This is a genomic window from Brevundimonas sp., assembly GCF_050729455.1.
Taxonomy (GTDB): domain Bacteria; phylum Pseudomonadota; class Alphaproteobacteria; order Caulobacterales; family Caulobacteraceae; genus Brevundimonas.
This window is the reverse complement of the sequence record NZ_JBOHLI010000023.1, coordinates 23,623-42,675: the sequence shown is the minus strand read 5'-3', so window position 1 is coordinate 42,675 and position 19,053 is coordinate 23,623. Positions and strand designations below refer to the sequence as shown.

General features: G+C 68.6%; 19 protein-coding genes. 9 read left to right on the top strand and 10 right to left on the bottom strand.

Annotated features, from left to right (window positions below):
- The 3 genes from ACREEF_RS07865 to xth all read left to right on the top strand — a co-directional run.
- Window positions 1–1,816 (top strand): DNA translocase FtsK (locus ACREEF_RS07865; protein ID WP_431565040.1); only part of this gene is annotated, 1,816 nt, incomplete at its 5' end.
- A 309-nt stretch (window positions 1,817–2,125) separates the two neighbouring features.
- A complete protein-coding gene (locus ACREEF_RS07860) occupies window positions 2,126–2,773 on the top strand; it encodes a LolA family protein (protein ID WP_431565039.1) in 648 nt (215 codons plus the stop codon).
- A gap of 217 nt (window positions 2,774–2,990) precedes the next feature.
- Window positions 2,991–3,794: an exodeoxyribonuclease III gene (gene xth, locus ACREEF_RS07855; protein WP_431565038.1), complete on the top strand. Its 804-nt coding sequence runs from the start codon at window positions 2,991–2,993 to the stop codon at window positions 3,792–3,794.
- 403 nt (window positions 3,795–4,197) lie between these two features.
- Here xth and gcvA read toward each other — a convergent pair whose 3' ends face one another.
- The 3 genes from gcvA to ACREEF_RS07840 are packed head-to-tail and all read right to left on the bottom strand — an operon-like array spanning window position 4,198 to window position 6,595.
- The gene (gene gcvA, locus ACREEF_RS07850; protein WP_431565037.1) at window positions 4,198–5,121 is read right to left on the bottom strand and encodes a transcriptional regulator GcvA; all 924 of its coding nucleotides are present in this window, start codon (window positions 5,119–5,121) and stop codon (window positions 4,198–4,200) included.
- An 18-nt stretch (window positions 5,122–5,139) separates the two neighbouring features.
- On the bottom strand, window positions 5,140–5,826 hold the full coding sequence (locus ACREEF_RS07845; RefSeq protein WP_105564206.1) for a response regulator transcription factor: 687 nt from the start codon (window positions 5,824–5,826) through the stop codon (window positions 5,140–5,142).
- Between the two features lie 58 nt (window positions 5,827–5,884).
- Complete coding sequence (locus ACREEF_RS07840; RefSeq protein WP_431565036.1) at window positions 5,885–6,595, bottom strand: YggS family pyridoxal phosphate-dependent enzyme; 711 nt, start codon at window positions 6,593–6,595, stop codon at window positions 5,885–5,887.
- Here ACREEF_RS07840 and ACREEF_RS07835 point away from each other — a divergent pair.
- Complete coding sequence (locus tag ACREEF_RS07835) at window positions 6,594–7,247, top strand: thiamine phosphate synthase (protein WP_431565035.1); 654 nt, start codon at window positions 6,594–6,596, stop codon at window positions 7,245–7,247. The genes ACREEF_RS07840 and ACREEF_RS07835 overlap by 2 nt on opposite strands.
- Before the next feature lie 27 nt (window positions 7,248–7,274).
- Here the strand turns inward: ACREEF_RS07835 and ACREEF_RS07830 are convergent, their stop codons facing one another.
- Window positions 7,275–7,655 carry an NtrZ family periplasmic regulatory protein gene (locus ACREEF_RS07830; RefSeq protein WP_431565034.1) on the bottom strand — a complete coding sequence of 127 codons (381 nt, stop codon included), beginning with the start codon at window positions 7,653–7,655 and terminating at the stop codon, window positions 7,275–7,277.
- A gap of 336 nt (window positions 7,656–7,991) precedes the next feature.
- Here ACREEF_RS07830 and ACREEF_RS07825 point away from each other — a divergent pair, with 336 nt between their 5' ends.
- From ACREEF_RS07825 to holA, 4 genes are all read left to right on the top strand, one after another.
- The gene (locus ACREEF_RS07825; protein WP_431565033.1) at window positions 7,992–8,438 is read left to right on the top strand and encodes a DUF3576 domain-containing protein; all 447 of its coding nucleotides are present in this window, start codon (window positions 7,992–7,994) and stop codon (window positions 8,436–8,438) included.
- 82 nt (window positions 8,439–8,520) lie between these two features.
- Window positions 8,521–11,103, top strand: coding sequence for a leucine--tRNA ligase (leuS, locus tag ACREEF_RS07820; protein ID WP_431565032.1), 2,583 nt, complete (start codon window positions 8,521–8,523; stop codon window positions 11,101–11,103).
- Window positions 11,103–11,585, top strand: coding sequence for an LPS assembly lipoprotein LptE (gene lptE / locus ACREEF_RS07815; RefSeq protein WP_431565031.1), 483 nt, complete (start codon window positions 11,103–11,105; stop codon window positions 11,583–11,585). The genes leuS and lptE overlap by 1 nt, the downstream gene beginning before the upstream one ends.
- A gap of 25 nt (window positions 11,586–11,610) precedes the next feature.
- Entirely contained in the window at window positions 11,611–12,663 is a 1,053-nt protein-coding gene (holA, locus tag ACREEF_RS07810; RefSeq protein WP_431565030.1) for a DNA polymerase III subunit delta, read from the top strand.
- 33 nt (window positions 12,664–12,696) lie between these two features.
- Here the strand turns inward: holA and ACREEF_RS07805 are convergent, their stop codons facing one another.
- A complete protein-coding gene (locus ACREEF_RS07805) occupies window positions 12,697–12,885 on the bottom strand; it encodes a hypothetical protein (RefSeq protein WP_431565029.1) in 189 nt (62 codons plus the stop codon).
- Between the two features lie 64 nt (window positions 12,886–12,949).
- Here ACREEF_RS07805 and ACREEF_RS07800 point away from each other — a divergent pair, with 64 nt between their 5' ends.
- Window positions 12,950–13,393, top strand: coding sequence for a hypothetical protein (locus ACREEF_RS07800; RefSeq protein WP_431565028.1), 444 nt, complete (start codon window positions 12,950–12,952; stop codon window positions 13,391–13,393).
- 4 nt (window positions 13,394–13,397) lie between these two features.
- Here the strand turns inward: ACREEF_RS07800 and ACREEF_RS07795 are convergent, their stop codons facing one another.
- The 5 genes from ACREEF_RS07795 to mnmE all read right to left on the bottom strand — a co-directional run bounded on the left by ACREEF_RS07795 (window position 13,398) and on the right by mnmE (window position 19,052).
- Window positions 13,398–14,282 carry a ParB/RepB/Spo0J family partition protein gene (locus ACREEF_RS07795; RefSeq protein ID WP_431565027.1) on the bottom strand — a complete coding sequence of 295 codons (885 nt, stop codon included), beginning with the start codon at window positions 14,280–14,282 and terminating at the stop codon, window positions 13,398–13,400.
- Between the two features lie 39 nt (window positions 14,283–14,321).
- The gene (locus ACREEF_RS07790) at window positions 14,322–15,143 is read right to left on the bottom strand and encodes a ParA family protein (RefSeq protein ID WP_431565026.1); all 822 of its coding nucleotides are present in this window, start codon (window positions 15,141–15,143) and stop codon (window positions 14,322–14,324) included.
- On the bottom strand, window positions 15,133–15,756 hold the full coding sequence (gene rsmG, locus ACREEF_RS07785; RefSeq protein WP_431565025.1) for a 16S rRNA (guanine(527)-N(7))-methyltransferase RsmG: 624 nt from the start codon (window positions 15,754–15,756) through the stop codon (window positions 15,133–15,135). Before rsmG ends, ACREEF_RS07790 begins: the two co-directional genes overlap by 11 nt.
- Window positions 15,753–17,648 (bottom strand): tRNA uridine-5-carboxymethylaminomethyl(34) synthesis enzyme MnmG, encoded by a 1,896-nt coding sequence (gene mnmG / locus ACREEF_RS07780; RefSeq protein ID WP_431565024.1) that lies wholly within the window; start codon window positions 17,646–17,648, stop codon window positions 15,753–15,755. The genes rsmG and mnmG overlap by 4 nt, the downstream gene beginning before the upstream one ends.
- A gap of 81 nt (window positions 17,649–17,729) precedes the next feature.
- The gene (mnmE, locus tag ACREEF_RS07775; RefSeq protein ID WP_431565023.1) at window positions 17,730–19,052 is read right to left on the bottom strand and encodes a tRNA uridine-5-carboxymethylaminomethyl(34) synthesis GTPase MnmE; all 1,323 of its coding nucleotides are present in this window, start codon (window positions 19,050–19,052) and stop codon (window positions 17,730–17,732) included.
- Window position 19,053 lies beyond the last annotated feature (1 nt).

Below are 19,053 nucleotides of genomic sequence, written 5' to 3'. Positions count from 1 at the left end.
GGCCGAGGCCGCGCCCGCCGCCGCGCCCCGCCGGCCGCGCCGCGTCCACGAACAGCCCGAGACGTCGCCCGCCGCCGCCCCTGCCGCCGACCTCGAGGGCGACGCTGACCCCTATGCGGCCGATCCCTACGCCGACCCCTACGCTGACGATGCGCCCGCCGCCTACGCCCCGCCGTGGGAGGACGCGGCCCCCGCCGCGCCGATCGCCCCGCCCTCGGCCCGCGCGCCCAAGGCCGTCGAGCCGCGCGTGGCGGCGGTCAAGGCGCCCAAGCCGCGCAGCGACGCCGACCAGCAGACCTTCGACTTCGAGCCCGGCGAGGGTTTCGACCTGCCCTCGCTCGGCATCCTGGCCAAGCCCGGCCAGCGCGGCGGCGCCGTGGACGAAGAATCGCTGAAGCAGAACGCCAAGATGCTGGAAGGCGTGCTGCAGGAGTTCGGCGTGCGCGGCGTGATCGACCAGATCCGTCCCGGCCCCGTCGTCACCCTCTATGAGCTGGTCCCCGCGCCGGGCGTGAAGCACGGCCGCGTCGTGGCCCTGGCCGACGACATCGCCCGCTCCATGTCGGCCCGCGCTTGCCGCATCTCGGTCGTGCAGGGCCGCAACGCCATCGGCATCGAACTGCCCAACGCCAAGCGCGAGACCGTCTATCTGCGCGACCTGCTGGCGTCCGGCGAATACGACAAGAAGAGCCATCTGCTGCCGCTGGCGCTCGGCGAAACCATCGGCGGCGAGCCCTATGTCGCCGACCTGGCGCGCATGCCTCACCTGCTGATCGCGGGCACCACCGGCTCGGGCAAGTCGGTCGGGGTCAACGCCATGATCCTGTCGATCCTCTATCGCCACTCGCCCGCCGAGTGCCGCTTCATCATGATCGACCCCAAGATGCTGGAGCTGTCGGTCTATGACGGCATCCCGCACCTGCTGGCGCCGGTCGTGACCGATCCCAAGAAGGCGGTCGTGGCCCTGAAATGGACCGTGCGCGAGATGGAGGACCGCTATCGCCGCATGTCCAAGCTCGGCGTCCGCAACGTCGCCAGCTACAACGAGCGCGCCCGCGAGGCCCAGGAAAAGGGCGAGCATTTCGAACGCACTGTCCAGACCGGCTTCGACGAGCAGGGCCGCCCCGTCTACGAGAGCGAGAAGATCCGCCCCGAGCCCATGCCCTATCTGGTCGTGGTCATGGACGAAATGGCCGACCTGATGCTGGTCGCCGGCAAGGACGTGGAGGGCGCCGTCCAGCGTCTGGCCCAGATGGCCCGCGCCGCCGGCATCCACCTGATCATGGCCACCCAGCGCCCGTCGGTGGACGTCATCACCGGCACCATCAAGGCCAACTTCCCGACCCGGATCAGCTTCCAGGTCACCTCCAAGATCGACAGCCGCACCATCCTGGGCGAACAGGGCGGGGAACAGCTGCTGGGTCAGGGCGACATGCTCTACATGGCCGGGGGCGGCCGCATCACCCGTCTGCACGGCCCGTTCGTGACCGATCAGGAAGTCGAGGAGGTGTGCAAGCACCTGCGCCTCCAGGCCGAGCCGGACTATCTGGACCTGATCACCGACGAACCGGACGGCGACGGCGACAACGCCATGGGCGGCGATGGCGACGGCATGTCGGGCGACGACCTCTATGACCGGGCCGTGGCCGTGGTCACCCGCGACCGCAAGGCCTCGACCTCCTACATCCAGCGCCGCCTGCAGATCGGCTACAACCGCGCCGCCACCCTGATCGAGCGCATGGAACAGGAAGGCGTCGTCAGCCCCGCCAACCACGCCGGCAAACGCGACATCCTGGCCGGGCCTCCTCCTATGTAGTCTCGGCTGCGCCGAGGGCGGCGGCTTCGCCGCCGGGCGCTATCGCTCGCCGCGCGGCGGCTCGCTGCTTCAGCGCCGAAGCGAGCACGGACGAACGGAACCGCGCGCCCTCTGCGCTCGTTGGAACGCCCATGTCCTCAAGCAGCGAGGCTCCGCGAGCCGAGCGTTAGGACCCCTAAAGCCCCCAGAAACAATGAACAGCGCTTCATCGGATCGCCGAAATATGGTCAGGCTGGCGTCATGGGGTCGCCGTCTGCATCCGGCTTGATGACCATCCGAACCCTCATCCCGAATGGGAGAAGACAAGACATGACGATTTCACGCCGCGCCTTCGGCTTCAGCGCCGCCGCCCTTGCCTCGTCTTGGGCCATTACCGCCGCCGCGCCCGCCTCGGCCCAGTCCAGCCTGTCCGCCGAGGATCAAGCCACCCTGCGTCAGGCCCAAGCCTATCTGACCGGCCTGACGGCGGCGCAAGGCAACTTCATCGAGACCGGCCCGGGCGGCCAGCGTCGCTCCGGCCGCTTCTGGCTGCAGCGCCCCGGCAAGATGCGTTTCGAATACAGCGAGCCGGCGGGCCTGCTGGTCGTGGCCGACGGCAATAACGTCAAGCGCTACGATCCGCGCCTGAACGTCTTCCGCCAGGTGCCGCTGGCCGCCACGCCGCTGTCGACCTTCCTGGCGCGCGAGGTCCGGCTGGATCAGGGGGTGCGCGTCGACCGCGTCACGCGGATGGCGTCCGGCGCCTTCGCCATCACCGCCCGCGACGCCTCCAAGCCCAACGAGGGCTCGGTCATCCTGGCCTTCGCCGGATCGCCCCTGCGATTGCAGGAGTGGACCATCACCGACGCGCAAGGATCGCGCACCCGCATCCAGCTGACCTCGCTGCAGCCCGCCTCCGGCCTGGCCGCCAGCCTGTTCCAGTTGCGCGATCCAACGCGTCGTCCCAGCCGCAACTAGGCCGCAACCGGAACGGGCGTCACAGGCCTGGCACAGCCTTGACGCTTTTTCTTGATTTGACTTTTTTTGCTCGTGTGACATTCTGACCACAGAACGACGGCGGTCGTTCTGTCCGCCATGGAATCATCCCCTCCCGGCGGCGAGAGAGACGAACTGAACAGCGCCCGGACCCGTTCCGGGCGCTTTTTTCATGCCTTGGCCGTGCTAAGGCCGGGCCATGACCCTTCGTATCGTCACCTGGAACATCAACTCGGTCCGCCTGCGCATTGATCAGGTCGCCCGCTTCGTCGCCGAATATGCGCCCGACGTCCTGTGCCTGCAGGAGATCAAGTGCACCGAGGACCAGTTCCCTCGGGAAGCCTTCGAGCAGATGGGCCTGCCCTATCTGAAAATCCGCGGCCAAAAGGGCTGGCACGGCGTGGCCATCGCCAGCAAGCTGCCCATTCTCGACGGCGAAGGCGCTGCGCTCGACGTCTGTCGCGAAGGCCATGGCCGCTGCGTCTCGGGCATGGTCAACGGCGTCGAGATCCAGAACTTCTACATCCCGGCCGGCGGCGACATTCCCGACCGCAAGCTGAACCCGAAGTTCGATCACAAGATGGACTTCTATGAGCGCCTGACCGCCGAGATGAAGACGCGCGACCGACAGCGGCCTCTGGTCCTGGCCGGCGACTTCAACATCGCGCCGGGCGACAACGACGTCTTCAACCACAAATTCATGCTGAAGGTGGTCAGCCACACGCCGGGCGAGATCGAGACCCTGCGCCGGTTGCAGGACGCCGGCGGGTTCGCCGACGTGGTGCGCGACCAGATCCCGGATCCGGTCAAGCTGGCCAGCTGGTGGAGCTATCGCGCCAAGGACTTCCGGGTGTCGAACCGCGGCCTGCGGCTGGACCACCTGTGGACCTCGCCGGGCCTGACGCCCGCCGTGGTCAAGGGCAGCGCGCGTGTTCTCGATACGGTGCGCGAATGGGAACGACCCAGCGACCACGCCCCCGTGGTCATGGACCTGGACGTCTAGACAACGTCAGATGAGCAGAGGACAGGCGGTCGGGGGAGCGACCGCCTGTTTCTAGAGCCTGATCGGTTGAGGAGGAATCGCTTCGCGATTCCGCCGATGCCGTGAATCACGGCTCCAGGATTGATGCTGGAGCGAATATCTCGGTCCAGATGCATTCGCATCTGAACCGATTTCGCTCTGGTCTTAGGCGGCGCCGAGCAGCTTGGCGCCGGCCAGAACGCCCAGCAGGATCAGGGTGACGCTGCCGGTGAAGACGACGACGGCTTCAAACGAGGCGTCGGCGCGGGGATGCACGAGTTTCATGATGGAGGTTCCTTTCGGCGGGGAGATCCGAATGCACCGAACATGGTCCATCGACCCGCTGTGGACAAACCACGGTTAGGCCAGGTCAAGTGAGTTCAGATCACTCGATCGGATCAGCGTGGGACTCGGCCTCGATCCAGTTGAGGAAGCGCCGCAGCTTGGGCTCGTCGGCGCGCTCGGGCAGGACCACGGCCCAGTAGGCCAGGTTGTTGGTCAGGGCGTGATCGACCGGCTGGATCAGCCGCCCCTCCTTCAGGTCGTCGGCGGCCAGGGGCGCCGAGGTCAGGGCTACGCCGCGTCCCGACAGGGCCGCCTCCAGCGCCAGATGGCTGTGGCTGAACATGGGGCCGCGCAGGTGCTGGACGCGCGGATCAACGACGCCCGCGCTCTCGAACCAGGCCTTCCAGCCCATGCGGTCGGCGAAGGGCAGGTCGTGCCAGCTTTCGTGGATCAGCACGGCGTCCAGCAGGTCGGCCGGGGTCCGCATCGACCGCGCCGCCGCCAGCGACGGGGCGCAGACCGGGATCAGGCGTTCGCTCATCAACCGACGCGCGACCTGGCCCGGATAGGGGCCCTCGCCGTAGCGCAGGGCCACGTCGGCCTCGCCGTTCGACAGGTCGGCGATGCGATCCTCGGCGAAGACGATCAGGTCGAGGTCGGGGTTGTCCTCGCTGAAGCGGTGCAGGCGCGGCGACAGCCACTTGCCCGCCAGGGACGGCAGGGCCGAGATCCGCAGCTGGCGGCTGCGGCCGGGACGAACGGCCTCCAGCGCGCTTTCCAGCCGCTCGAAGGCGTCGGCCACCCCTTGCGCCAGACGGCGGCCGTCGGCGGTCAGGACCACGGATCGGTTGAAGCGGTCGAACAGGCGCAGGCCCAGCCGCATCTCCAGCGCCTTGATATGGCGGCTGACGGCGCCGGGGGTGACGCCCAGCTCCTCGGCGGCCTCGCGGAAGCTGCCGAGGCGGGCCGCGGCGTCGAACGCCCGAAGCGCCACCAGAGGCGGGGTCGGGCGACGCTCGCTCATCGTCCGCTCAGGCCAGGATCACGGTTGCAGGCGGTAGCCGCCCGCGTCGGTCAGCAGCAGGCGCGCCTGACCGGGCTCGGGCTCGATCTTCTGGCGCAGGCGATAGATGTGGGTTTCCAGCGTGTGGGTGGTGACCCCGGCGTTATAGCCCCAGACCTCGGTCAGCAGCTCCTCGCGCGACACGGGCTTGGCCCCGGCGCGATAGAGGTACTTGAGGATGTTGGTTTCCTTCTCGGTCAGCCGGACCTTCTTGCCCTTGTCGTCCAGCATCATCTTCGACGCCGGACGGAACTCGTAGGGGCCGATCTGGAAGACCGCGTCCTCGGACTGCTCGTGGCTGCGCAGATGGGCGCGGATGCGGGCCAGAAGGACGGCGAAGCGGAAGGGCTTGGTGACGTAGTCGTTGGCCCCCGAGTCGAGGCCGAGGATGGCGTCCGAATCCGAGGACTGGGCAGTCAGCATGATGACCGGGGTCGAGACGCCCGCCTTGCGGATCAGGCGGCAGGCCTCGCGGCCGTCCATGTCGGGCAGGTCGACGTCCAGCAGGATCAGGTCGGCGCGGACCTCGCGCGCCTGACGCACCCCGTCGGTCGCGGTGGAGGCCTGGACGGGACGGAACTCCTCGTGCAGGGCCAACTGCTCGGCCAGCGCCTCGCGCAGGTCGTCGTCGTCGTCGATGATCAGGATGGTCTTGGGCGTCGGCATGGGTAGAGAATGGCGAGGCTTGAGGGGTTCGCCAAGGGCGCTCCGCTATTTCATCGCCTTAAGAGGGCTTTAGAGGCCTATTTCGTTCCCCGAACAGGGCCGAACCGACGCGGACATGGGTCGCGCCGAGCCGAATGGCGGTTTCATAGTCGCCGCTCATCCCCATCGACAGGACCGGCAGGCCGTTGCGGGCGGCGATCTCGGCCAGCAGGGCGAAATGGGGTTCAGGCGCTTCGTCGGCGGGGGGGATGCACATCAGACCCTCGACGCTCAGGCCGTGAACCTCGCGTGCGGCGGCGATCAGGGCGTCGGCGTCGGCGGGCAGGACGCCGGCCTTCTGCGGCTCGGCGCCGGTGTTGACCTGGACCAGGACACGCGGACGGCGCCCCGTCTTGGCCATCGCCGCGGCCAGGGCGGCGGCCAGCTTCTCGCGGTCCAAGGTCTCGATGACGTCGAACAGCTCGACCGCCTCGACCGCCTTATTGGTCTGCAGCGGGCCGATCAGACGCAGTTCGAGATCGGGCAAGGCGGCGCGGCGGGCGGCCCAGTGGCTTTGCGCCTCCTGCACCCGGTTCTCGCCGAAGACACGCTGGCCGGTCGCCAAAGCCGCCTCCAGCGCCTCTAGCGGCTGGGTCTTGGACACAGCCGTCAGCGTCACGGACGCCGGATCGCGGCCAGCCTCGGTACAGGCTTGCCGGACGTGCTCCCGCACGTCGGCGAAACGATCATGGATGGACGGAACGGCGGAAGCGGGATTAGAGGCGGTCATGACCCTGTCCGAGGACGCGCGCACGCTGTGGCAGACGGCGACGGCTCTAGCCCGTGCGGCGGCGGCTGTCAGCCCGCCCCCAACACCTGGAAGCAAGGCCCTGCCCCCGCTGCTCTTCTTCACCGACCCGGCGCGGACGCCCCGGCCGTGGGAGACCGCGGCGCGATTGCCCGCCGGCGCCGGCGTGGTCTTCCGTTCTTTCGGAGCGGCCGATGCGCTGGAGACGGGTCTGCGACTGCGGGCGGCGACCAAGGCGGCCGGCGTCCGCCTGCTGATCGGGCTGGACGCCGATCTGGCCGAGCGGATCGACGCGGACGGCGTGCATCTGCCGGAACGGGCCCTGTCGGCGGCCTACGCCCTGTCAGGACGGCGGCCCGACTGGCTGCTGACCGGGGCGGCGCATTCGCTGGAGGCCGTGAAGGGCGCGCGCGATCTGGACGCCCTGGTGGTGTCGCCGGTTTTTCAGGCGGGCGGGGCTTCGGCGGCCAGGACGGCGCTGGGGATCGCAGGCTTCAAGGCCATGGCGACGGCGGCGCCCTGCCCCGTCTATGCCCTGGGCGGGATCAGTGCGGCCAACGCCGCCGATCTGAACGGATCGGGCGCGTGCGGGATCGCGGGCGTGGACGCCGTGCAGACGGCCTTCCTCGCTTGAGGCTCAGCGCAACGGCCTAAACCGAAATCAGAATTTGAAGATGGTTTCCAGACGCACGCGCGGCTGGGCGCGGCGGTCGCTTTCGGGGGCGCGGGCCGGATCAACCTCGGGCGAGGCCAGGTTGGCGGCGGCGCCGACGCGAAGACGCGGGCTGAGGCGGTAGTAGGCGCCGGCCTCGACGTCGCCCCAGTCGGTCTCGCGGCCGACCGGCTGGTTCAGGTTGAAATTCAGACCCCAGCGGCCGCTGTCGTTCCAGCGCAGGCCGCGGCGTTGCGGCGCGGGCGAGGCCTGGGCGGCTTCGGTCAGGGAGACGGCGGGCGCGCGACGCGCCTGAGCCGAGGCGTCGTCAGCCGTCCCGGCGATAGCCAGGACGCCCACAGTCGCAGCGATGATCGCAACGAAACGCATCTTCCAACCCTATGGGAACGGCGTTCATGCGCCGACCCTTGTTCCTGAACCCAGGGCCGAAGCCCAAGGACACAGCGATTAGACACCGCTGATCCACCCGGTCAACGCAACGTGGCCGTGCGCAACCGGTTCCATACGACTCTGGCGCCCGCCTGTGGCGCGGACAGCACGCCAAATAAGTCGACTTCCCGTCTTCGAACACGGCTTCGCCTTGTCACGGCCCCTTTTGGCCGTGTTATAGAGCGTGGCTGCGGCGCAGACGTGCGCGGACCGTCGGGCGCCTGCGCTCGAGGTTCGCTCCACGTGTCGACCTCGAACCTTTACGGAGATCTCGGAATGGCATTTGTTCGCGGCGCTGCGGTCGCCCTGATCGCGTCGGGACTGCTGCTGGGCGGTTGCGCCAGCCTGCCCTTCGTCGGCGACAAGGAAAAGGCGCCCAAGGCGGACGCCCAGCTTGGCATCGGCGTGAACGCCTATCTGTGGCGCGCGACCCTGGACACCCTGTCCTTCATGCCCCTGACCAGCGCCGACCCGTGGGGCGGCGTGGTCAACTATGACTGGTACGTCAATCCGCAGGCGCCGAACGAACGCTTCAAGGCCACCGTCTTCATCCTGGATCGCCGCCTGCGCGCCGACGCCCTGAACGTGTCTGTGACGAAGGAAGTCAAGGACGCCGCCGGCGCCTGGACCGCCGCCCCGGTCGCGGCCCAGACGGAAACCGATCTGGAAAACGCCATCCTGACCCGCGCGCGCCAGCTCAACCTCGCCAACGCGGCTCGCTAAGAGCCGCCTCCTCCCGCCACCCCAACGCAGACCTCAGGGCCGCCTCAAGCTTCGCGCCTGAGGCGATACCTCAGGATACGCCGTGGCCACTCGTTACGAGCCCAAGACCGCCGAACCCCGCCAGCAAGCCCGCTGGGCGGCCGCTGACGCCTTTTCGGTGTCCAACGCCGACACCGGCCGTCCGAAATACTATGTGCTGGAGATGTTCCCCTATCCGTCGGGCAACATCCACATGGGTCACGCCCGCAACTATGTGATGGGCGACGTGGTGGCGCGGCACAAGCGGGCCCAGGGCTTCGACGTTCTGCACCCCATGGGCTGGGACGCCTTCGGCATGCCGGCCGAGAACGCCGCCATGGAGCGCGGCGTCCACCCCGGCGACTGGACCTGGTCCAACATCGCCACCATGCGCGACCAGCTGAAGCTGCTGGGCCTGTCGCTGGACTGGAGCCGCGAATTCGCCACCTGCGACCCGGCCTATTACGGCAAGCAGCAGGCCTGGTTCCTGGAGCTGTACAAACGCGGTCTGGTCTATCGAAAGGACGGGGTGGTCAACTGGGACCCCGTCGACAACACGGTCCTGGCCAATGAACAGGTCATCGACGGACGCGGCTGGCGCTCGGGCGCCCTGGTCGAGAAGCGCAAGCTGAACCAGTGGTTCCTGCGTATTACTCAGTATGCGGATGATCTGATCGACGGCCTGTCCGAACTGGAAGGCCGCTGGCCTGATAAGGTCCGCCTGATGCAGGAAAACTGGATCGGCCGCTCCAAGGGTCTGCAGATGAAGTGGGCCTTCGCGCCCCACGCGGCTCCGTCCGGTCACGACGCGGTCGAGGTCTACACCACCCGTCCCGACACCCTGTTCGGCGCCAGCTTCGTCGGCCTGGCGCCCGACCATCCGATCTCGAAACAGCTGGCCGAGGCTGACCCCGAGGTCGCCGCCTTCGTCGCCGAATGCCGCAAGGGCGGCGCCTCCCAGGCCGAAATCGAACAGGCCGAGAAGATCGGCTGGGACACCGGCCTGAAGGTGATCCATCCCTTCACGGGGGCCGAGATTCCGGTCTGGATCGCCAACTTCATCCTGTCGGAATACGGCACGGGCGCGGTCTTCGCCTGCCCGGCCCACGACCAGCGCGATCTGGACTTCGCCCGCAAATACGATCTGCCGGTGATCCCGGTCGTCCGTCCCGAAGGCGCCGGCGACGACTTCGCCGTGGCGAACGAGGCCTATACCGGCCCCGGTTCGATCTCCCATTCCGACTTCCTCAACGGCCTGGACATCGACGCCGCCAAGGCCGAGGCCATCGCCCGCATCGAGGCGGCGGCGACCGGCGAGGCCAAGACCATCTATCGCCTGCGCGACTGGGGCGTCAGCCGCCAGCGCTACTGGGGCTGCCCCATCCCCATCATCCATTGCGAGACCTGCGGCCCGGTCGCCGTTCCCGCCGAGCAACTGCCGGTCGAACTGCCCAAGGACGTGACCTTCGACGTGCCGGGCAACCCGCTGGACCGTCACCCGACCTGGAAGCACGTCAACTGCCCGAGCTGCGGCAGCGAGGCCCGTCGCGAGACCGACACGCTGGACACCTTCGTCGATTCCAGCTGGTACTTCGCCCGCTTCGCCGATCCCAAGGCGGACGCGCCGATCAACAAGGCCGCCGCGTCGAAATGGCTGCCGGTCGATCAGTACATCGGCGGCGTCGAACACGCGGTCCTGCACCTGCTCTACGCCCGCTTCATCACCCGCGCCCTGTCGGACGCCGGCCTGATGGACGTGAAGGAGCCCTTCGCCGGCCTGTTCACCCAGGGCATGGTGGTCCACGAGACCTATTACGAAGGCCACGAAGCCAGCGGCAAGCCGCGTTGGGTCGAGCCTTCGGACGTCCGCATCGAGACGGTGGACGGCCAGCGCGTCGCCACCCGCCTGTCGTCCGGCGCCGCCCTGACGATCGGCGACATCGAGAAGATGTCCAAGTCCAAGAAGAACGTGGTGGCCCCCCAGGACATCATCGAGGCCTACGGCGTCGACGCTGGGCGCCTGTTCGTCCTGTCCGACAGTCCGCCCGAGCGTGACGTCCAGTGGTCCGCCGGCGGCGTCGAGGGCGCCAGCCGCTTCGTCCAGCGCGTCTGGACCGAGTTCGACGGCTTCGACGCCGCGGCCCCGGCCAACGCCGATGTGGACGCCAGCCTGATCCGCGAGACGCACAAGACCATCAAGGCCGTCAGCGAGGGCGTCGAGGGCTTCCGCTTCAACTCGGCCATCGCCAAGCTCTACGCCTTCCTGGCTGTCCTGCGTCAGCACGACAAGGCCGGCGGCGAGGCCAGGAAGACGGCCCTGTCGACCATGGCCCGCCTGATCGCGCCCTTCACGCCCCACCTGGCCGAGGAGGCCTGGGCGCGACTGGGCGAAGACGGCATGGTGCTGGACGCGCCCTGGCCGGTGTTTGACGCGACCCTGGCCGCCGACGACGAAGTCACCCTGCCCGTCCAGATCGGCGGCAAGCGCCGCGGCGAGGTCGTCCTGCCGCGCGGCTCGGACAATGCGACGGTCGAGGCCGCCGCTCTCGCCAATCCGACGGTTCAGGCCTACCTTGCCGCCAACAACCTCAGCGTCCGCAAGGTGATCGTGGTGCCCGACCGTATCGTCAACCTGGTGGCCGGCTGATGCGTCGCGCCCTCGCCCTGATCGCCGTCGCGGGCGCGGCCCTGCTCTCGGGTTGCGGCTTCACGCCCCTTTACGGTGAGATGGGCGTGGGCGCGGGCCTGTCGCGCATCGCTGTCTCCACCCCCGACAACCGCCTGGGCTACCGGCTGCGCGAGCAGCTGGAGGACGCCTTCGGCCGCGACGGCTCGGCCCAGCCCCTCTATCGCCTGACGACCGAGGTCACTCAGGAACGCCGTCCGCTCGGCCGGCGCATCGACGACACCGCGAGCCGCTACGAGCTGACGGTCAAGGCCGACTGGACCCTGACCCCGGTCAGCGGCGGCGAGCCGATCAAGGGCTCGCAGACCACGACTACCACCTACGCCTCCGCCGACCAGCCCTATGCCGCCATCGCCGCCCAGCAGGACGGCGAGGACCGGGCCGCCGCCGATCTGGCGCGCCTGATCCGCCTGGACATGATGCGCGCCCTGGCGGGCCGGTGAGCCGCCGCTTGAAGGGGCTCGCCGCGTGATCCTGGCCAAGCGGCCCGAGGTCGACCGCTTCCTGAAGGCGCCGGACAGCCACATCCGCGCCGCCGTCATCCACGGCAAGGATCGTTCGGGCGTGTCCGAACGCGCCCTGACCCTGTGCAAGGCCATCACGCCCGACCTGAACGACCCGTTCAACGTCACCTTCCTGACCGAGGCCGACATCGACGGCAACGCGGTCAGGCTGGAGGAGGCGCTGACCGCGCTGAGCATGATCGGCGGGCGCCGTCTGGTGCGCATTCGCCTGTCGGACGGCAAGGCCAGCGTCGACAAGGCCATCGCCGCCGCCCTGACCGTCCACGCCGAGGGCGGCTACAATCCCGACGCCATGCTGGTCATCGAGGCTGGGGCGCTGGGCCGTGAGTCCGCCCTGCGCAAGGCCGCCGAGAAGGCCGCCGGCGCCGTCGGCATCGCCTGCTACGAGGACGAGGTCGGCGACGTGGCGCGCATGACGCGCGAGGCCCTGACCGCCGACAAGGTGGGCCTGACCGCCGACGCCCTGGAGCGCTTCGTCGCCCGCCTGCCGCGCGAACGCGGCCTGATGCGTCAGGAGATCGAGCGTCTGGTCCTCTACATCGGCCCCGGCTCGGGCCGCACCATCGACACGCCCGAGTTGGAAGAGCACTTGGGCGTCGAGCCCGACGCCTCCCTGTCCGACGCCGCCTTGCAGGCCTTTGGCGGTCGTCCCGCCCCGGCCCAATCGGGCCTGCGCCGCGCCCTGGCCGAGGGCGAGAGCGCCGTCATGGCCGTGCGCATGGCCGCCATCCACCTGGGAAAACTGCGCCGGATCAACGTCCTGCAAGCCTCGGGCGCCGGCGCCAAGGAGGCCGCCAAGTCCGCCGGCGTCTTCTGGAAACAGGAGGCCGAGATCCTGCGTCAGGCCCGCGCCTGGCGGCTGGACCTGCTCGACGAGGTGCAGGACAGCGTCAACACCGCCGACATCGCCACCAAGACCACGGGCCTGCCCGAAGCCCTGATCGCCGAGCGCCTGCTGCTGGAAATATCCGCACGCGCCAAGCGCATCGGGCTTTAAGCCTAGGGCCTATCGGCCTTCGGCCTGCTTGAGTCAGCCCCGCTTCGACATCAGACGGAAGGCCGGCTTGTTCATCGCCGCCGCTTGACGCTGCATCGCCTTCTCCGCGCCCCGCGCCCCGCCCTTCTCGCCCGCCGGACCGGCCTGCGAGCCCGCCTTCTTGGCGGCCAGAGCGCGTTTCAGGGCTTCGGTGGCGCTGGTCTTGTCAGTCTGTTCAGTCATGGCTGCACCCTAGCACGAAAGAACGAACATTGCCGGTTCGGCGATGATGGCTGAGATTGGGGTCATGAGGTTCTTCGCCGTCAGCCTTATCGCCCTGCTCGCCTCTGCCTGCGACGAGGTCGTGCATGAGCGCCATAGCGATTTCCAAGCCGCCAGGCAGGCTGGCGCAATCGAGCGTGGCTGGATTCCCGCCTTCGTGCCGAGCAGCGCCTATGACATCCGCGACCAGCATGATCTCGACAGCGCCGCCCAGACGCTAAGCTTCCGCCTGCCGCCCGACGATGTTCCGGCTATGCTGGTCGGATTGAAACGGGCCCCGGATAGCGAGGCGGAAACCACTCGCGGGGTGATTGCGGCGGCGGGCTGGAAATCCGACCGCGCGCAGATCACTGTCTATCAAACTTGCCGCAACGGCGACGCTGCCGCTCTCGCAGTCAACGCCCGCACCGGCGCCGCCTTCTATCAAGCGCCAGTGAAATGGCGTTCAGATCCCTGCCCTCTGAGCTAGCGACCTAGCCGCGCATCAGGCGGCGACACAGGTCGTCGAGCTGTTCCAGGGTGCCGTATTTGATGGTCAGCTCGCCCTTGCCGCCCTTGTCGGTCAGCAGGACCTTCAGGCCCAGGGCGTCGGCCAGATCCTGCTCCAGAGCGGCCACGTCGGCGGCGCCCTCCCCGCTCAACGCCGGCTTGGATTTCGACGCCTTGGGACCTTCGGCCGTGCGACGGGCCAGAGCCTCGGTCTGACGCACGTTCAGACCCTTGGACAGGACCTGTTCGGCCAGGGCCTCGGGGTTGGGGGCGGTGATCAGGGCGCGGGCGTGACCGGCCGACAGGCGGTTCTCCATGACGTGGGTCAGGACGCTGTCGGGCAGTTGCAGCAGACGCAGGGTGTTGGCGACGTGGCTGCGGCTCTTGCCGACCACCCCGGCCAGGGCGTCCTGGGTGCGGCCGAAACGCGAGATCAGCGAGCCATAGGCCATGGCCTCTTCGACCGGGTTCAGATCGGCGCGCTGGACGTTTTCGATGATGGCGACCTCCATCACCTCCACGTCGTCCATGGGGCGTTCGATGATCGGCACGAATTTCAGTCGGGCGGCCTGGGCCGCGCGCCAGCGGCGCTCGCCGGCGATGATCTGCCAGACGCCGTCCTCGCCGGGCTGGGCCCGGACCAGGATGGGCTGCAGCACCCCCTTGTCGCGGATCGAGGCGGTCAGTTCTTCCAGATGCTCAGAGGCGAACTGCTTGCGCGGCTGATCGGGATTGGGCTTCAGGCTCTCGATCGGCACGGCGCGCACGCCCGTCGGCTGAGCGCCGCCGTCCACCGGCGCGCTCTCGGCGACATTCTCTCCCAGAAGGGCCGACAGGCCGCGACCCAGACCACGTTGACGTTCGGACAAGATGCTGATTCCGTTCTACTTAATCGGGAAAGCCGCCGATCAGGCGGCGAGCGCCTGACGACGCTGGCGTTCACGCGCCACAAGCTCGCGCGCCAGCTTCAGATAGGCCTGGCTGCCGGTGCATTTCAGATCATAGATCAGCACCGGCTTGCCGAAGGAGGGCGCCTCGGACACCCGCACGTTGCGGGGAATGACGCTGTCATAGACCTTGTCGCCGAAGTGGGCGCGCACGTCGGCCGCCACCTGGCCCGACAGGGCGTTGCGGCGGTCGTACATGGTCAGGACCAGGCCCTGGATCTCCAGCGCCGGATTGAGGCTCTGCTTGACCATGTCGATGGTCCGCATCAGCTGGGTCAGGCCCTCCAGCGCGAAAAACTCGCACTGCAGCGGCACCAGAACCGCATCGGCGGCGGCCATGGCGTTCAGCGTCAGAAGGTTCAGCGACGGCGGGCAGTCGATCAGGACATAGTCATACCGGGAATGACCCTCGCCGCCCTGCGCCGCCAGGGCGTCGCGCAGACGATAGGAGCGGCGATCGGCCTGGCTCAGTTCGATCTCGACGCCCGACATGTCGGCGTCGGCGGGCACGATGAACAGGCCCGGCACGGCGGTTTCCACCGCCGACTGGTCGATAGGACGGCCGTCGACGATGACGTCATAGATCGTTGCTCGACGTGTTTCACGTGGAACACCCAGACCCGTGGAGGCGTTGCCTTGCGGGTCCATGTCGACGATCAGCACCTTTTCGCCGATGGCGGCCAGGGCGGTGCCGAGGTTGATGGCGGTCGTGGTCTTGCCCACCCCGCCCTTCTGGTTCGAGACAGCCAGGACGCGGGTCTGTTTCTCGCGATCAGCGGACACGGCGAAGACTCCGGATATGGACGATGCGTCCGCGCGGGTCGCTGCGCGAGACGGAGAGGTCGCTGTTAAAATGCCAGAGCTTGGCCGCCTCTTTCAACTCAACTTCGGCCTTCTCGCCCTTCAGGAACAGACCTTGTGCACCGTGCTGGAAGTAAGGTTGTGCATAAGCCAGCAGTTTCTCCATCGGCGCCACCGCGCGGGCGGTGACGATGTCGACCTCGATGTCCTGTTCCTCGGCCCGGCCGTTGACGACCGTAGCGGGCAGATCCAGCGCCTCGACGACCTGATCCAGGAAACGGCAGCGCTTGCCCAGGCTGTCGATCAGCCAGACATGGGCGTCGGGACGCTCCTTCAGCAGGATGGCCAGGACCACGCCGGGGAAGCCGGCGCCGGCGCCCAGATCGGCCCAGGTGAGGGCCTCGGGCGCCAGGGCCAGCAGTTGGGCGCTGTCCCAGGCGTGACGATTCCAGAAGTCCGGAATGGAGTCCGGGCCGACGAGGTTCATCACCTCATTGGCTTCGGTCAGCATGGCGAGGAAGGCGGTCAGATCGGCGATCTGGGTGTCGCTGGCCCGGGTGTGGGCGCGGAAGGCGGCGATGGGATCCAGGGTCACGCGACAATCGTCTCGACTTCTGCGGCGAGCGGCGTCGCCTTCTTGACGTGGGCCAGCAGCGCCGTCAGCGCTCCCGGGGTCATACCTTCGATCCGGCCGGCCTGCCCCAGGGTGCGGGGCTGGACCAGGATCAGCTTCTCGCGGACCTCGTTCGACAACCCGCCGATGGCGGCGTAGTCGAGCCCTTCGGGCAGGGCTAGCCCCTCCTCCCGACGCAGGGCCTCGGCCTCGGCGGCCTGACGGTCAAGGTAGCCGGCGTAGACGGCGTCGATCTCGACCTGCTCGCGCACGGCGGGCGACCAGTCGGCGATCTCGGGGTGGGCCGAGACGAAGTGGTCCAGCGTCACGCCGGGGAAGGACAGCAGGTCGCGGATCGACCGACGCTGACCGTCGGCGTTGACGGTGATGCCGAGCGCCCCGGCCTCCTTGGGCGTGAACTGCGTTTCACGTGAAACACGGTTCGCTCGACCCAACTGATCGGCCTTGTCCCGCCATGCCTTGGCGCGCTCGGACCCGACGATTCCAGCGGCGACGCCCAACGATGTCAGGCGCACGTCGGCGTTGTCGGCGCGCAGGGTCAGGCGATATTCGGCCCGGCTGGTGAACATGCGATAGGGCTCGGTGACGCCGCGCGTCACCAGGTCGTCGATCATGACGCCGATATAGGCCTGGTCCCGACCCAGGATGATCGGGTCGGAACCGGCGGCGGCGCGAGCGGCGTTCAGGCCGGCGATCAGCCCTTGCGCCCCCGCCTCCTCATAGCCGGTCGTGCCATTGATCTGGCCGGCGAGGTAGAGACCGGGCCGCTTCTTGACCTCCAGCGCCGGGGTCAGTTCGCGCGGATCGACATAGTCGTATTCGATGGCGTAGCCGAAGCGGAAGACCTCGACGGCCTCCAGGCCCGGCATGGTCCGCAGAAAGGCCATCTGCGTCGCGTCGGACACCGAGGTCGAGATGCCGTTGGGATAGACGGTCGGGTCGTCCAGACCCTCGGGCTCCAGGAAGACCTGATGGCTGGTCTTGTCGGCGAAGCGGACCACCTTGTCCTCGATCGAGGGGCAGTAACGCGGGCCGCGACCGGAAAGCTTGCCGCCATAGACGGCGCTCTCGCCCAGGTTCTCGGCGATGATGCGGTGGGTGTCTTCGGTCGTCTGGGTGATGCCGCAGGCGATCTGCGGCACCTCGATCTTGTCGGTCAGGAAGCTGAACGGCACGGGTTCGTCATCCGCCGCCTGCATCTCCAGACGGTCCCAGGCGATGGTGCGGCCGTCCAGACGCGCGGGCGTGCCGGTCTTCAGACGCCCCATCGTCAGGCCCGAACCATAGAGGTCAGCGGCCAGACCCACGGACGGCGCCTCGCCAAAACGACCGGCGTTGATGCGTTCCTCGCCGCGATGGATGACGCCGTTGAGGAAGGTGCCGGTCGTCAGGACCACGGCCCCGGCGCGCAGTTCGGTCCCCTCGCCCGTGGTGACGCCGACCACGCGGTCGCCGTTCAGGATCAGGGCCTCGGCCGTGCCGGCCATCAGGGCCAGGTTCGGCGTCTGGGCCAGTTCAGCCTGCATGGCCTCGCGATAGAGACGACGGTCGATCTGGCTGCGCGGGCCGCGCACGGCGGCGCCCTTGGAACGGTTCAGCAGACGGAACTGGATGCCGGAGACGTCGGCCAGACGCCCCATGACGCCGTCCAGGGCGTCGATCTCGCGCACCAGATGCCCCTTGCCCAGACCGCCGATGGCCGGGTTGCAGCTCATCTCACCGACGGTTTCCAGCTTCTGGGTCAGCAGCAGGGTGCGGGCGCCGGCGCGCGCCGAGGCGGCGGCGGCCTCGCAGCCAGCGTGTCCGCCGCCGATGACGATGACGTCGAAGGTCGTGGAGGGGGAGGAAGTCATGGCCGAGGACATAGTCCATCTAGCCCGACATCGCCACAGCCACGACGCCGTTGTTTCACGTGAAACACCGAAGTTCTGTGGCTATTTGCCGATGCAGAAGCTCGAGAAGACCTCGCCCAGGATGTCCTCGACGCCGATGGCGCCGGTGACGCGGGCCAGGGCGTCGGCCGCGCGACGCAGGTCGTCCCCGGCCATTTCCGGCGCCAGGTCCAGCGCCCGACGGCCCGCCTCGACCGCCGCCAGGGCCTCAGCCAGACGACGGCGATGGCGCTCGCGCGTCACTGCCGGGAAGTCGGCGCCCGACAGGTCGCGGGCCAGACGGGCGGCGATCCAGTCGTGCAGCTCGGCCAGCCCCTGCCCCGTCTCCGTGCTGACCGTTTGGGCTTCGAGGCCGGGCGCGGCGACGACGGCCCCCAGATCGGCCTTGTTCAGCACCTGAAGATCGGACGGCTGCATGAAGGCGGCGGCCGGATCTTCGGCGCCCTCGGTCGACGGCGAACGCACCCACAGACGCAGGTCGGCGCCCTCGGCCCGCAGACGGGCGCGGCGGATGCCCTCGACCTCGACCAGGTCGTCGCTCTCACGTAGACCGGCCGTGTCCGACAGGGTGACGGCGTAACCCCCGATCATGACATCAGCGTCCAGCACGTCGCGCGTGGTCCCGGCGATGGGGGTGACGATGGCCGCTTCGCGCGCCACAAGAGCGTTGAACAGCGACGACTTGCCGGCGTTGGTCTCGCCGATCAGGACGATGCGATAGCCCTCGCGCACGCGGCACCCGCGATCGGAATCGGCCAGGGCGGCGCGCAGGTCAGCCGCCAGAGCGTCCAAAACCGGCCCGGCGGTGCGGGCCAGATTGTCGGGCACTTCCTCATCGGGGAAGTCAATTTCAGCCTCGACCAGCGAGAGGGCCTTAAGCAGGTCGCGGCGGTAGCCGGCGTAGGCGGCCGACAGGGCGCCGTCCAACTGGCCCAGGGCCTGAGCCTTCTGCGCCTCGGTCTCGGCGTCGATCAGGTCGGCCACGGCCTCGGCCTGGGCCAGATCCATGCGGCCGTTCTGGAAGGCGCGTCGGGTGAACTCGCCCGGTTCGGCCGGACGCAGCCCCAGGGCGATCAGGGCCATGCTGGCCGCCTCGATCACGGCCCGACCGCCGTGCAGATGCAGCTCGGCCGAGTCCTCGCCCGTATAGGAACGCGGGGCGACGAAGCGGAGGATGAGGGCTTCGTCGATCAGACGGCCCTCGTAGCGCAGGCTGCGCACCGAGGCCAGACGCGGCGTCAGCCCCCCTGCCCCCAGCGCGGTCAGGGCGGTCTCCGTCTGCGGCCCGGACAGTCGCAGGACGGCGATGGCGCCCCGCCCCGGCGGGGTGGCCAGGGCGAAGATGGTGTCGGCGTCGGCGCTCAAG